The 13404-nt window shown below is 50.1% G+C and carries 13 protein-coding genes; 2 read left to right on the forward strand and 11 right to left on the reverse strand.

Going from position 1 to position 13404, the window contains the following annotated elements; genetic code table 11:
• Window positions 1-163: 163 nt before the first annotated feature.
• From dusA to FH968_RS19555, 3 genes are all read right to left on the reverse strand, one after another.
• Window positions 164-1162, reverse strand: coding sequence for a tRNA dihydrouridine(20/20a) synthase DusA (gene dusA / locus FH968_RS19545; protein ID WP_139882419.1), 999 nt, complete (start codon window positions 1160-1162; stop codon window positions 164-166).
• 92 nt (window positions 1163-1254) lie between these two features.
• Entirely contained in the window at window positions 1255-2493 is a 1239-nt protein-coding gene (locus FH968_RS19550; protein ID WP_139882420.1) for a conjugal transfer protein TraF, read from the reverse strand.
• 157 nt (window positions 2494-2650) lie between these two features.
• Window positions 2651-3154, reverse strand: coding sequence for a cupin domain-containing protein (locus FH968_RS19555; protein WP_139882421.1), 504 nt, complete (start codon window positions 3152-3154; stop codon window positions 2651-2653).
• Window positions 3155-3263: 109 nt separating this feature from the next.
• On the opposite strand from FH968_RS19555, the gene zur reads away from it, so the two are divergent.
• A complete protein-coding gene (gene zur, locus FH968_RS19560; RefSeq protein WP_139882422.1) occupies window positions 3264-3779 on the forward strand; it encodes a zinc uptake transcriptional repressor Zur in 516 nt (171 codons plus the stop codon).
• A 79-nt stretch (window positions 3780-3858) separates the two neighbouring features.
• On the opposite strand, the gene FH968_RS19565 is transcribed toward zur, so the two are convergent.
• The 4 genes from FH968_RS19565 to FH968_RS19580 form a co-directional block, all read right to left on the reverse strand.
• On the reverse strand, window positions 3859-4068 hold the full coding sequence (locus FH968_RS19565) for a CsbD family protein (protein ID WP_139882423.1): 210 nt from the start codon (window positions 4066-4068) through the stop codon (window positions 3859-3861).
• A 140-nt stretch (window positions 4069-4208) separates the two neighbouring features.
• Window positions 4209-5543 (reverse strand): MATE family efflux transporter DinF, encoded by a 1335-nt coding sequence (gene dinF / locus FH968_RS19570; RefSeq protein WP_139882424.1) that lies wholly within the window; start codon window positions 5541-5543, stop codon window positions 4209-4211.
• Between the two features lie 60 nt (window positions 5544-5603).
• Window positions 5604-6212, reverse strand: coding sequence for a transcriptional repressor LexA (gene lexA, locus FH968_RS19575; protein WP_139882425.1), 609 nt, complete (start codon window positions 6210-6212; stop codon window positions 5604-5606).
• A 108-nt stretch (window positions 6213-6320) separates the two neighbouring features.
• Window positions 6321-6689: a diacylglycerol kinase gene (locus FH968_RS19580; RefSeq protein ID WP_139882426.1), complete on the reverse strand. Its 369-nt coding sequence runs from the start codon at window positions 6687-6689 to the stop codon at window positions 6321-6323.
• Between the two features lie 184 nt (window positions 6690-6873).
• Between FH968_RS19580 and plsB the strand changes: the two genes are divergently transcribed.
• On the forward strand, window positions 6874-9303 hold the full coding sequence (gene plsB, locus FH968_RS19585) for a glycerol-3-phosphate 1-O-acyltransferase PlsB (protein WP_139882427.1): 2430 nt from the start codon (window positions 6874-6876) through the stop codon (window positions 9301-9303).
• A 32-nt stretch (window positions 9304-9335) separates the two neighbouring features.
• On the opposite strand, the gene ubiA is transcribed toward plsB, so the two are convergent.
• The 4 genes from ubiA to FH968_RS19605 all read right to left on the reverse strand — a co-directional run bounded on the left by ubiA (window position 9336) and on the right by FH968_RS19605 (window position 13385).
• Complete coding sequence (ubiA, locus tag FH968_RS19590) at window positions 9336-10208, reverse strand: 4-hydroxybenzoate octaprenyltransferase (RefSeq protein WP_139882428.1); 873 nt, start codon at window positions 10206-10208, stop codon at window positions 9336-9338.
• The gene (gene ubiC / locus FH968_RS19595; protein ID WP_139882429.1) at window positions 10208-10717 is read right to left on the reverse strand and encodes a chorismate lyase; all 510 of its coding nucleotides are present in this window, start codon (window positions 10715-10717) and stop codon (window positions 10208-10210) included. Before ubiC ends, ubiA begins: the two co-directional genes overlap by 1 nt.
• Window positions 10718-10975: 258 nt before the next feature.
• Window positions 10976-11929 carry a maltose operon protein MalM gene (gene malM / locus FH968_RS19600; protein ID WP_139882430.1) on the reverse strand — a complete coding sequence of 318 codons (954 nt, stop codon included), beginning with the start codon at window positions 11927-11929 and terminating at the stop codon, window positions 10976-10978.
• A 145-nt stretch (window positions 11930-12074) separates the two neighbouring features.
• Window positions 12075-13385: a maltoporin gene (locus tag FH968_RS19605; RefSeq protein WP_139882431.1), complete on the reverse strand. Its 1311-nt coding sequence runs from the start codon at window positions 13383-13385 to the stop codon at window positions 12075-12077.
• Between the last annotated feature and the right edge of the window lie 19 nt (window positions 13386-13404).

Raw genomic sequence — 13404 nt, forward strand, 5'->3', positions numbered from 1 at the left:
TGTAGGGTACAGCGCGATGAATTCGTTTTTTCGCAACCCGATAATATTGTCAGATTTGGTAAATAATTGATATCCCGCAGCCCGCAAACTTATCCGGAAAGATGCGAGGTTGTGATCAACTCCGCAATACCTTAGCAATTTACACGGTTATTGCTGGCAAAACTTAGCGCTTATCCGCGACTAATGACAAAGCATGTTCAACGACAGAAATTCCAGCTCCGGCTTTATGAGCATTTTCACTCAAGTAACGTCGCCACTGACGAGCCCCTGGGATCCCCTGGAACAAACCGAGCATATGACGAGTGACATGGCCCAAATAAGTGCCGTTTGCCAGTTCGCGTTCGATATATGGATACATGGCACGAACTGCCGCAACGGTATCAATTTCTGGCGTGTTCATGCCAAAAATCTCACGGTCGACCGCCGTCAACAGGCCAGGGTTCTGGTAGGCTTCACGCCCAACCATCACGCCATCCATATGTTCCAGATGCGCTTTCGCCTCTTCCAGGGTTTTCACACCACCGTTAATTGCCATCGTCAAGTGCGGGAAATCACGCTTCAACTGGTAAACACGCGGGTAATCCAGTGGTGGGATTTCGCGGTTTTCTTTTGGGCTTAAACCAGAAAGCCAGGCTTTACGGGCATGAATGATGAACATTTCACATTCGCCCTTCCCAGCCACCGTGCCAATAAAATCACACAGGAATTCATAACTATCCTGGTTATCAATGCCGATACGCGTTTTGACGGTTACTGGAATGGAAACCACGTCACGCATCGCTTTGATGCAATCGGCAACGCGCTGCGCATCAGCCATCAGGCACGCACCGAACATGCCGTTTTGCACGCGGTCTGACGGGCAGCCGACGTTCAGGTTAATTTCGTCGTAACCGCGTTCTTCAGCCAGTTTCGCACACGTAGCAAGGGCCACCGGATCGCTGCCACCTAATTGCAACGCGATAGGATGTTCGTTCTCGCTGTACGCCAGATAATCCCCTTTGCCATGAATAATCGCACCCGTTGTCACCATTTCGGTGTACAGCAGTGTCTGGCTTGATAGCTGACGTAAAAAGTAACGGCAGTGGCGGTCAGTCCAGTCAAGCATCGGTGCAATGGAGAAACGATGTGGCTGGAAAGGAGTCTGGCTGGTTTGTGAGGACATAGGCACTGGATGTTATGGGCACGGTTAAAAAAGGGTCGCTACTATAGCATAAACCCACGGTCGAGTACTTGTTGTACGACCGTGGGTATCAATCAGAACGTCATGCCAACTTGCACACCGGCCCCCCACGTTTCATCTTCGCCATATAGCCCCATTAAATCGACATGAACAAGGTCGAGTGGTGCGAAGCCGACACCACCGGTAAAGACATTGCTTTCATGGGAAAGCAAATCAGCGCGATAACCTGCGCGTACTGCAAGCCAGGGTAACGGAGTGATTTCTGCCCCTACTCCCGCAAACTGGGAATTGTCCTCACTCTTAAAATTCTTGGTTTCAGTAAGATCAACGTCCGTGCTCAGCACAAGGAAGTCGCTGTGCCAGGCAACACCCGTGGTGACGAGGGGGCGAATCTGGTAGGTGTCTTTGAAACCATCAATCACCTTGGTATCAATATCACGTGATACCAGGTTCTGCCCACTTAGCCCCACAGTCCAGGCTTCACCAAAATCTGCCGACAATCCTGCATCAACGTTAAAACCGGTATCGGAGTTACGGTAACGGTCGTCACTGAAATCATCTTTTTTGTACTGATAAACTGATGTGCTGTAGTTATACAGCCAGGTATGTTGCAGCTTTGGCGTAACGCCTACAGAAACAGGAACCCCACCTACATCAAACTTGTGAGCAACCGCCACGCCGTAGTCAGAAACAATTGCCGCACGCCCAAAACCTTTTGAGGTTAAATTCTCCAGGTCATTACGATTCGGAATAACTGTGCCATTAGCGATGCCATCAAGATAATCGAGGTCATGCTGGGTAATATCAGACGTGACTTTGGCTGTTCCATAAACTTTTGCGACAAACGCAAAAGGTAAAATGTCGTTCGGGATGCTCACGGCCACCGCGCCTCCGGCCTTCCCGCGAGCTTCATCACCTTTGATTCCCCGTAACTGCCCTGCAAGATCCGCCGCATCGCTTTGCAATTGGCGATACAGAGATGGATTTCGGATAAATTGCTGTAATGGAATATTCTGGTATTTCAGATAATCTTCAGCAGAGTTGCTGATGTCATCAATGTTGTTCTGGAGGTTATCAGGGTCTGTTATTTGCGCTCCCACAGAAGGGATGAGAACAGCCGCTGTATCGCCTTCCCGACTCTTCGTGAGTAACGCTGGGTTAATCAGTACCGCACTACTCCATCGTGCTGATGCTACACCTGTACCACCCATTGCATCATTACGTGCTTCAGTCCAGGTTCCTGCCGAATTGGCATTGTTCGCCACAAATAAAAAGGCAGCATTTACCGCCACCAGAGTTCTGGTTTTTATCATTTACAACCCGCCTGTCTAGCTTCAAATTTAAGAATCAGCCCCTGTCAGTGCTGAACATAATGCTGTGAAGAAAAGACTCAAAAGCGGGTGGTTTCACCCAAAAGGCATCCCGTATCATTCCATTCGGGTAATATTTCTTTATTTCCTGAACACTTATTTATAGTTTACCGTTCGGTTTTCGTGAAGGAAGCCCGTTATGTGGGCCAAAAAACTGTGGGGGATGGTCAATCCAGCGATCCTGACGTTGCGCGGCATAGCCTGGATTTAACGGGTAATAAATGCGGTTATCGGCTTTGTTGGCCTCACCGACTATCAACAACCGGACTTCGTGCTCGGTATTATTAATAAAAGTATGGCAAATGCCAGTACCTGCCGGAAAACCGACACTATCGCCAGGCTCTAGCGGGTAAAGATGCCCGTTAATCCACACCTGAGGATGCCCTTCCAGAACATAAGCAAACTCTTCTTCGCTGCTTTCCGCGTGGGGATAAGACGTTCGGCGGCCAGGTAGCAAACGCTCATGGTGAATCCCCAAACGCATTAAACCAAGTTTACGGGCCAGCGGCGCGCCAATAGAAAACAGTTCAGCGCTGTCAGGATAAGTAGAGTCATCTTCACCTTCCAGCTCCTGCCAGTGACGAATGCAATCAGGTTTATTCATAACAAACTCCGGGATAGTCATCTCAAAAGGATGTGGCCAGAATGGCGCACCACTCGGCGTTCTTTACGCGTTGTGATAGAGTGTAGGGCTAATCTACAGGGGAATGCTGATGGACATCACGACTTCACAAAACGTGTTAGCGCAGGCTGAAAAACTATGCGAGCAGCGTAATGTGCGCCTGACACCACAACGTCTTGAAGTGCTGCGTTTGCTGACTCAGCAAGCGGGAGCAATCAGCGCTTATGATTTGCTGGATTTATTACGTGCTAGTGAACCGCAAGCCAAACCCCCAACGGTGTATCGTGCGCTCGATTTTCTTCTCGAACAAGGATTTGTGCACCGGGTAGAGTCGACCAATAGCTACGTTTTGTGCCACCTGATTGACCAACCCACTCACTCATCAGCGATGTTTATTTGCGACAGGTGTGGGGCGGTGAAGGAACAAGGAGCGGAAGGCGTGGAGGAAATCATGCATCAGCTGGCGGCTCAGCTAGGATTTGCGTTGCACCATAATGTTATAGAAGCTCATGGCTTATGCAGCACTTGTGCGGAGGTTGAAGCCTGTAGTCATCCGGAAGAATGTGGGCATGACCACACAATTCAGTCTAAGAAAAAATCACGTTAAACAGTATTGGGAAGGAACGGTACCTCCATGTACCAGGGCAGGGTAGCCTGTGAGATTTAACACATCTGAGGGATGTAGATTACCAACGGTAATCGTTACGTTTTTCCCAATCTACGACTTCTTTCTCTGCCTGATCCTTTGCGTACCCGTAACGTTCCTGGATTTTACCGACTAACTGATCGCGTTTCCCTTCGATGACAGTCATATCATCATCAGTTAGTTTGCCCCATTTCTCTTTTACTGTGCCTTTGAACTGTTTCCAGTTACCGCCGATTTCGTCTTTATTCATAATAATATCCTCATCGTTCGGTGAAGAACTGCTAAAAGTTAACATCGTCCGAGTGGTGCCTTTGTCTGACACTCACTATCTGCTGGACGTGGAATTAATTGTAGTCAAGGATATTGCATCGAGATAAAAACTCAGAATCTTTAACCATCTTGGTTACTATGGAACCAAGTGTTATGTTGCCAGTGGCGCCGCCAGATCCATCCTAAAGACAACCCCCGCAGAGCGAGAAACACCGCCACAGATAACCACAGACCGTGATTACCCAAATACGGTACGGTGAACAACGTAAGCCCAAAGCCCAATGCCGCAACAGCCATGCTGTTCCGCATCTGCGCACCGCGCGTTGCGCCAATAAACATGCCATCAAGCAAATAGCACCACACTCCTACTACCGGTAAAACTATCTGCCAGTGCAAGTAACGATCGGCCTGTTGCTGTAACTCGGGGATGGATGTCAGAAGTGAAATGATTCGCTCACCAAACAGGGCGTACACCACGGCAAACATCAGCGCGACCAAACCCGCTTGACGGCAGGCAGCCCCCCAGACTTCGAGTAATTGTCCGCGATTTTTCGCGCCATATGCCTGTCCGGAGTGGGCTTCAACGGCATAAGCAAAACCATCCAGTGCATAGGCGGTGAAAGTGAGTAATGTCATAAGTACCGCATTGACGGCGACGATTTCACTACCTAAACGAGCACCAAAGATGGTCACTGAAGCGAAACAAATCTGTAGCAGCAGCGAGCGCAACATGATGTCCCGATTAAGAGCCAACAAACGACGAACGTTGCCGCGCCAGGCTTGCTTGAGCATCTCAATGCTGATGCCGCGTATGCCCATAACTTTCTTCACCATCAGCAAACCGATGATAAATGTCGCATATTCCGCAGTAACGGTCGCCAGTGCGGCACCCTGGACATTCATATGCAGCCCCATCACCAGCCACACATCGAGCACAATATTTAGCACATTACCGACAACCAGTAAGATAACTGGTGCGCGGGCATACTGAACGCCCAGCAACCAGCCTAGCAATACCAGATTAGCCAGTGAAGCAGGTGCGCTGAGCCAACGAATCTCAAGAAAACGTTGTGCCTGTATAAGCACTTCCTGGTTACCGCCGACAATATGTAAGGCAAGTGAAATGAGTGGATCTCGCAGCAAGACAATCGCAGCACCTGCCCCTAATGCCAGCAATAAAGGCTGCACCAGTGCACGAGCTAACGCAGAAGGATTACTAGCACCAAAAGCTTGTGCGGTTAAGCCCGTAGTGCTCATACGCAAAAACAGCAGCAGCATAAATAAGAAGCTGGTTGCTGTAGCGCCAATGGCGACCCCCCCGAGATAGACAGGACTGTCCAGATGCCCAATAACCGCCGTATCCACAAGCCCAAGCAGAGGAACGGTGATGTTGGAAAATATCATGGGCAAGGCGAGGCGCCAGAGCGCGCTATCAGCCGTCGAGAAAAATCGCATGGCTAATCCAGGAAAAGTGAGGGCAGCGATGCGCCTGAAAGCGCATCGCCTAAAGAAGATTTACAGCCAGTCACCGTTGCGAATAACTCCAACAGCCAACCCTTCAATAGAGAAGTTATGCTCGCGCAGATCAACCACAATCGGTTCAAACTCGCTATTTTCTGGCAGCAAATGAACGGTATTACCTTGCTGTTTTAAGCGTTTAACGGTCACTTCGTCGTCAATACGCGCCACCACAACCTGACCGTTACGCACATCCTGCGTTTTATGAACTGCAAGCAAATCGCCATCCATAATACCGATGTCTTTCATCGACATACCGCTGACCCGCAGCAGGAAGTCAGCATTAGGTTTAAACAGTGATGGATCAACCTGGTAATGGCCTTCAATATGCTGCTGTGCAAGAAGTGGTTCGCCCGCAGCAACACGCCCAATCAGCGGAATACCCGTAACTTCTTCCACCAGCAAACGGATACCACGTGACGCGCCAGAGACAATCTCAAGCACACCTTTACGGGCAAGCGCTTTTAAATGCTCTTCAGCGGCGTTTGGAGAACGGAACCCCAGACGTTGAGCAATCTCGGCACGAGTTGGTGGCATGCCGGTCTGGCTGATATGATCCCGAATAAGATCAAACACCTCTTGCTGCCTGGTAGTTAACGCTTTCATTCCGCCCCCTGGATGTTTATACAGTTATGCTGTGAGTATATACAGTTAAAGGTGAATTTGGAACCACAAATTAAGCAAAAAACCAGTCACTTAACTATTCTGGAAAGATCATCGCAAATGCGGCCAAAGCAGCGTGCCCCAGGTAACAACTGCGAGGATAATGGCTATCAGTACTGCGGCTGAGCCCATGTCTTTGGCGCGTCCTGAAAGTTCGTGATAATCGGTGCCGACGCGGTCAACAAGAGCCTCAATAGCGCTATTGAGTATCTCAACAATCATGACCAGTACGACAGAGCCAATCAGTAAAATACGAGTGATAGGGTCGACATCTAACCAGCAAGCGATGGCAATAGCGATAACCGCGGAAACGCCTTCCTGGCGGAAAGCAGCTTCGTTGATCCAGGCCGCTTTTAGCCCTTTCCATGAATAGCCTGCGGCTTTAATAATACGGGTAATTCCAGTGGTACTACTCGCCATTTTAGGAAACCTTTTCAAATTATTTGCGTCAATACTTATCTATACCCTTTGGCATTCGAGTTGCAGCCAACACCCCGCAACTTGAAGGATGACGGGTATAAAGTTGAACACCACAGAAATCTGGATGAGATTCTGATATTCTTGCGGCGAATTTGCATCATTAACCTGAGGCTTTACATCGTTTATGTCAGGCTGGCCAAGAATTTACTACAAATTACTTAATTTACCATTAGACGTTCTGGTAAAGAGCAAGTCCATTCCGGCAGATCCGCAAGCCGAACTGGGCTTGGATCCCACTCGTCCAATAATGTACGTTCTGCCCTATAACTCAAAGGCGGACTTATTAACTCTGCGCGCGCAATGTCTCGCGCATAACTTGCCCGACCCTCTCGAGCCGTTAGAAATCGACGGAGCGGTACTACCACGCTATGTCTTTATCCATGGCGGCCCGCGTGTATTCACTTATTACACGCCAAAAGAAGAGTCGATCAAGCTGTTCCATGATTACCTTGACTTACACCGCAGCAATCCAAATCTGGATGTGCAGATGGTGCCTGTATCGGTAATGTTTGGTCGTTCTCCGGGCCGCGAAAAAGGCGAATTAAATCCGCCATTAAAGATCCTCAACGGGGTCCAGAAATTCTTCGCAGTCTCCTGGCTTGGTCGTGACAGTTTCGTGCGTTTCTCCGCACCAGTCTCTCTGCGTCAGATGGCAACCGATCACGGTACAGACAAGAAAATCGCTCAAAAACTGGCTCGTGTAGCGCGTATGCACTTTGCACGTCAGCGCTTAGCGACAGTCGGGCCACGTCTACCGGTGCGTCAGGATCTGTTTAATAAACTTCTGGCATCTAAAGCTATTGCGCGAGCAGTAGAAGATGAAGCGCGCAGCAAGAAAATCTCCCATGAGAAAGCTCAGCAAAATGCTGTCGCGCTGATGGAAGAAATTGCGGCTAACTTCTCGTATGAAGCCGTTCGTTTGACAGACCGCGTGTTAGGTCTGACATGGAACCGTTTGTACCAGGGCATTAACGTTCACAACGCGGAACGTGTGCGCCAACTGGCTCATGACGGCCATGAGATTGTCTATGTTCCCTGTCACCGCAGCCACATGGACTACATGCTTCTGTCTTACGTGCTTTATCACCAGGGATTGGTTCCTCCGCACATCGCGGCGGGTATCAATCTGAACTTCTGGCCTGCAGGCCCGATCTTCCGCCGCCTGGGTGCCTTCTTTATTCGCCGAACCTTTAAAGGCAGCAAACTCTACTCCACCGTTTTCCGCGAATATCTTGGTGAGCTGTTCAGCCGTGGCTATTCTGTTGAATACTTTGTGGAGGGTGGCCGTTCACGTACCGGGCGTTTGCTGGATCCCAAAACCGGCACGCTGTCCATGACCATTCAGGCCATGCTGCGCGGCGGTACACGTCCAATTACCTTAGTACCAATTTACATTGGCTACGAACATGTAATGGAAGTGGGCACCTACGCTAAAGAACTGCGTGGAGCGACCAAAGAGAAAGAGAGCTTCATGCAGATGGTGCGCGGTTTGAGTAAGCTCCGTAACCTCGGCCAGGGTTATGTTAACTTCGGCGAACCAATGCCACTGATGACATTCCTCAACCATCGTGTTCCCGAATGGCGCGATTCTATCGACCCAATCGAAGCTATCCGCCCTGCGTGGCTGACGCCAACGGTCAATGAAATTGCCGCCGAACTGATGGTGCGTATTAACAACGCAGGGGCGGCAAATGCTATGAACCTGTGCTGTACGGCGCTATTGGCATCGCGTCAGCGTTCACTGACTCGTGAGCAACTGACCGAGCAGCTCAACTGTTACCTGAGCTTGTTGCGCAATGTGCCGTATTCACCGGATGCGACCGCACCAGACCAGCCAGCAGAAGCGCTGATTGAACACGCTTTGCAGATGAACAAGTTTGAAGTAGAGAAAGACACCATCGGTGACATCATCATTCTGCCGCGCGAGCAGGCAGTGCTGATGACTTATTACCGTAACAACATCCTGCATATGCTGGTGTTACCTTCTCTGCTGGCCGCGATTATCACGCAACATCGTCGCATTTCCCGCAGCGAACTTCAGCGTCAGGTCGAACTGCTCTATCCGATGCTCAAATCTGAGTTGTTCTTGCGCTGGGAAACCGCGGGGCTTGCCAGTGAAATTGATCTCCTGCTCAACGAGCTGGTACGTCAGGAACTGATTACGCTGGCTGACGATGAAATACTGATTAATCCGGCTCGTTCACGCACCATGCAGCTTCTTGCAGCAGGTGTGCGTGAAACACTGCAACGTTACGCCATTACCTTCTGGCTGCTTAGCGCTAATCCATCCATTAATCGTGGGACGCTGGAGCGCGAAAGCCGCACCGTCGCTCAACGTTTGTCAGTGTTGCATGGTATTAACGCACCGGAGTTCTTTGATAAAGCCGTGTTCACCTCGCTGGTACTCACTTTGCGCGATGAAGGCTATATCAGCGATACCGGGGATGCAGAACCTACCGAAACCATAAAGGTCTACCAGATGCTGGCAGAGCTGATTATGCCGGATGTGCGTTTGACGATTGAAAGTGCGACGTCGCAGCCTGCGACCGAGTAAAACGAAACAGGCGGGGAAACCCGCCTGTTTTTTTAGAAATTCATGTAACTCAATACCAGTCCAATAAACAGCACCAAACCAACATAGTTATTATTCAGGAAGGCCCGGAAACAAGCATCGCGGTCGCGATTAGCGGTTAGCCGTTGCTGATGGATGAATAATGCACCCGCCAAAGCAATTGACCAGTAGAAAGCCCCACCCAATCCGTTCAGCCAACCAATCAACGCCAGCAACACCATCACCACAACCTGCAAGATGCCGATAATCAGGTTGTCGAAGCGTCCAAATAATATCGCCGTGGATTTAATGCCAATTTTCAGGTCATCATCGCGGTCAACCATTGCGTACTGTGTGTCATAAGCCACTGCCCAGCAGATGTTTGTTAAGAACATCAGCCAACAGCTTAGCGGGACAGATTCACTCACCGCGGCAAATGCCATCGGGATTGACCAACCGAATGCCGCACCCAACACAACCTGAGGCAGGTGGGTGTAGCGCTTCATAAATGGATAAACCCAGGCTAATGCTAATCCCGCCACTGACAGCAAAATCGTCATAGTGTTAAGCGTCAGCACCAGCAAGAACGAGAGCAGCACCAGCACAGCAAATAATATGCGTGCTTCTTTCTCACTTACCGCCCCGCTCGGTAATGGCCTGTGCGCTGTACGCTTAACGTGGCCATCGAATTTGCGATCGGCGTAGTCATTCACCACGCAGCCTGCGGCGCGCATCATCCAGACCCCAGCGATAAACACACCTAAAATGGTCAGCGGTGGCACACCTGGTGTGGCAAGCCACAACGCCCACAACGTAGGCCATAACAATAAAAGCGAGCCAATTGGCTTATCAAGTCGCATCAGGCGTTGGTACGCCTGCCATTTACCCTGTTTCAGACTCCACTCCATTATTTTTCCTCTACATACAGCGGAGAAGCGGGAAGGAACAGCTCGGTCAATACCAATGGTTTTCCGGCTAATCTCAGGCGGGAACGACGCCCCCACAGCTCCGCACTGCGGCCAATCTCAATAAAATCCCGAGTCAGGGAAGATGCACTAAACAGGTAGCGCCCAAGCGGCGTGGTTCCGAGCTGCTGCAAAGCAAGCTCAGGCCCTTCAAGGGTTGATTCAGGAACGACAGTACGCCCTAAAAGCCACGGTTCGTCATCACCGCAGAGGATGATTTCACGCAACCAGTAACGTTTGGCTTCAGGCAACATGTCTGCTTCAGGAAGGTCACCACTGGCATCGAAAAAACCTTCGCGCACAATACGCACGGTGACCCGTGAGCAATACTGTTCAAAGCGCTTAGTCATTGAGTCTTCAAGCAACAACCAGTCAAGAAGCGATGCACTCAGCCCCTCTGGAATCGTAGCCTCAAAGCGTAAGGCGCGCAGTGGCAATAGCGCGTCAGACATGTGAATTTCTCCGAAACAAAACCGGCGATCATTGTAACGCAGAATAGGTATAGCGTGGATGGTTTAACGGACTAACAACCTTCTAAATCATTCGAGTTGAATCAAGGCGGCAAAAGAACGAATCCCGATGAGCTTACTTAGGTCAGTGATTCGGTGAGTGAGAGCAGCCAACGCCGAGTCATCTTGATGGATGACAAAGGAAAAAAAGGTGCGCCTAAGCGCACCAATACTTCAAGCATCAGCACTGCGGGGAGACTATCACCCCTTGCCTTTTACACTGCTGATAAAGGTTTTGCGGGCAGAAGTTGATCCAAGGCGTTCAGCTTCATCCAACAGTTTCAGGGCTTTATCAACATCACCTTTCGCTACTGCATCTTTGATAGCCTGGTTGAAGTAGCCTTCAGTATCGTTAAGCATTGGTTCCGATTTCACGACTGGCGCAGGGGCTGGAGCTGCGGTAGCGGCTGCAACAGCCGTTGGTGCAGCATAAGCTGTGGCTGGCGCGGCGGTATTCCCAACAGTAACCGGACCTGGGCCTGATGAACCAAACAGTGGGCCAACCAGCACGCTAGAACCAGAAGAAGTTTTAACTTTAATCTTCAAAGTCCCATCAGTGCCGTGGCGTGCAATTGGATCTGGAATATCTGGAACAGCATTACCCGTGCCTTTCGCATATGCTTTGGCCGGGTCAATCATAGTCGTAGTTTGTTGAGTGTCTTTATTGGTGGTAAATACCAGCAAATACAGTTTTTGTTGCCCCAGAGCTGGCGTTAACTTCAGCGTGCCTTCCAGGCGGTCAGCAGACATTACGCCGGGTTCCTGATAGGTAAAGTAACTTGCTGGGAAATAAGCAGCAGGCGTCATATTTTGATCAAGAACTAACACGTTCGGTGCAAATACCGTGTTTTTATTAACTTCACTGGTCAGTGTAATCGTCAGCTCACCAATATTGGCAGGTACGCTATAGGCGGCTACCGGGCCAGTGATGTCCCCTGCTTTCAGGCTCTGGCCGCTAGTTGCAAGCGTTGTCGTCAATGTCTTTGATTGATCGACTGGCGTCCATTGCAGCTGTTGTAAAGCAGAAGTCGGCACAGTTGGCGCCGTGGAAATATCTTGTGGAACGATATTTACATCAGCCAGGCTCACGGTGGGAACACTGGCCAGCAGCCCTGCGGAAAGGCAGAGTGCGAGGAGACTTTTTTTCATTTTCATTGTTATAAACCTCGAATGGAGAGTCGGTGGAAAGTTAGCCAGGCAATAGCCCTTTCCACCTGAAACAAGCATTGGCATACAAGGGTAATAACAAGGGGTTCAGTGGTGAACCCCTTATCACTTCTTACTTCAAGCTACTGCTGCATTACCACCAGATTTCCATCTGGGCGCCGAAGCTGAACTCATCATCATTACCACGGCTGGTAGAGAAAGTGCCGTTACCGGTAGAGTCGTTAATTGCAAAGCGGGTAGCGTCGCCGTTGCCATTTTTGGCATAGCCCCATTTCTCATCCCACTTGGCGTAGGTTGCGAAGACGCGCAGCGCCGGACGGGACCAGATGCTGTCGCCAGCCTGCCATTGTTGTGCCAGGGTAATTTTGTATTGGCCGTTACGATCACCAGTTTCCTGGGATTTCACGTTGTCGTAGCCAACTTCCAGCAAGGTACTCATGATTGGCGTCCATTTGAACATTGGACGAACACCGATGGTGTACCATTCAGTCCCTTGGTTATCATCCAAGCTCAGGTTCTGGTACATACCTACGTACATCAGGTCCCAACGGTCTGCCAGAGTAATCGCACCGTGGTCAATAACACGGAACAGATAACCGTCGTTGTCGATGCTACCACCCTGCGCCTGACCTTTACCTTGCGAGGTCATGGAGTCTGTTGCGTACTGCAGAACAAACTTGTTGTAACCTTTCATCATGCTCTGGGTGTGTTCAAGAGTACCCATCCAGCCGTCTTTAGAAGCGCCGGGTTGCAGATAATAGTCGTCAGGAATATTGGTATGGCCGTAGTCGATACCCAGCTCCAGGGTACCGCCTGGGTTGGTTTCAATACCCGCCCAGCGCACGTCGAATACGTCATTTGGAACTTTGTTGCTGTAGTTACGAGTGCCGTCAGCATTGAAATCGTTGAATGCAGCCGAGCCGCCTGATTCAGAAGAACGAGTTGCAGCAAAAGAGAGTTTACCTAAGCCAACATCAATGTTTTCCAGACCTGCACCAGGACCAGAAATATCCCAGTAGTAGAAGTCGATCATATGGACGTCATGACGTTGATAGAAACGCTTACCTGCCCACATGTTGGCACCTGGCAGCGCATCAATCAGGTTTTTACCTTGTACGTTGGCTTCACGGAATGCCGGGCTGGTCGCTTCCCAGTCATTATCCTGTGCTACGGAGTACGCCACGTTGGTATCGAAGTAGAAGCTCTTGTCGCCTTCTTTCCACACTTCCTGACCCAGTTTTAATTCCGCATAGGTTTCACATTCGTTACCAAGACGGTATTTAGACTGTGCGCCAGTTGCCTGGAAACACTGTTGTTCGCCGCCGCTACCGGTCCAGCCGATACCAGAACGGGCATAACCGTGGAAATCCACTGCCAGTGCCTGAACAGACATAATGCCTGCTGCTACGGCAACTGCCACTGGGAGTTTGCGCAGAGTAATCATCGTTCTATCTCCTGAATCA

Source organism: Buttiauxella sp. B2 (assembly GCF_006376615.1).
In the GTDB taxonomy this organism is placed as follows: domain Bacteria; phylum Pseudomonadota; class Gammaproteobacteria; order Enterobacterales; family Enterobacteriaceae; genus Buttiauxella.

Excerpts from the sequence above, each read along its gene's own strand:
- FH968_RS19565 (WP_139882423.1), bottom strand. The coding sequence starts at position 4,068 with ATGAATAAAGACGAAATCGGCGGTAACTGGAAACAGTTCAAAGGCACA.
- dinF (WP_139882424.1), bottom strand. The coding sequence starts at position 5,543 with ATGCGATTTTTCTCGACGGCTGATAGCGCGCTCTGGCGCCTCGCCTTG.
- zur (WP_139882422.1), top strand. The coding sequence starts at position 3,264 with ATGGACATCACGACTTCACAAAACGTGTTAGCGCAGGCTGAAAAACTA.
- ubiC (WP_139882429.1), bottom strand. The coding sequence starts at position 10,717 with ATGTCTGACGCGCTATTGCCACTGCGCGCCTTACGCTTTGAGGCTACG.
- ubiA (WP_139882428.1), bottom strand. The coding sequence starts at position 10,208 with ATGGAGTGGAGTCTGAAACAGGGTAAATGGCAGGCGTACCAACGCCTG.
- lexA (WP_139882425.1), bottom strand. The coding sequence starts at position 6,212 with ATGAAAGCGTTAACTACCAGGCAGCAAGAGGTGTTTGATCTTATTCGG.
- FH968_RS19580 (WP_139882426.1), bottom strand. The coding sequence starts at position 6,689 with ATGGCGAGTAGTACCACTGGAATTACCCGTATTATTAAAGCCGCAGGC.
- plsB (WP_139882427.1), top strand. The coding sequence starts at position 6,874 with ATGTCAGGCTGGCCAAGAATTTACTACAAATTACTTAATTTACCATTA.
- malM (WP_139882430.1), bottom strand. The coding sequence starts at position 11,929 with ATGAAAATGAAAAAAAGTCTCCTCGCACTCTGCCTTTCCGCAGGGCTG.
- FH968_RS19605 (WP_139882431.1), bottom strand. The coding sequence starts at position 13,385 with ATGATTACTCTGCGCAAACTCCCAGTGGCAGTTGCCGTAGCAGCAGGC.
- dusA (WP_139882419.1), bottom strand. The coding sequence starts at position 1,162 with ATGTCCTCACAAACCAGCCAGACTCCTTTCCAGCCACATCGTTTCTCC.
- FH968_RS19550 (WP_139882420.1), bottom strand. The coding sequence starts at position 2,493 with ATGATAAAAACCAGAACTCTGGTGGCGGTAAATGCTGCCTTTTTATTT.
- FH968_RS19555 (WP_139882421.1), bottom strand. The coding sequence starts at position 3,154 with ATGAATAAACCTGATTGCATTCGTCACTGGCAGGAGCTGGAAGGTGAA.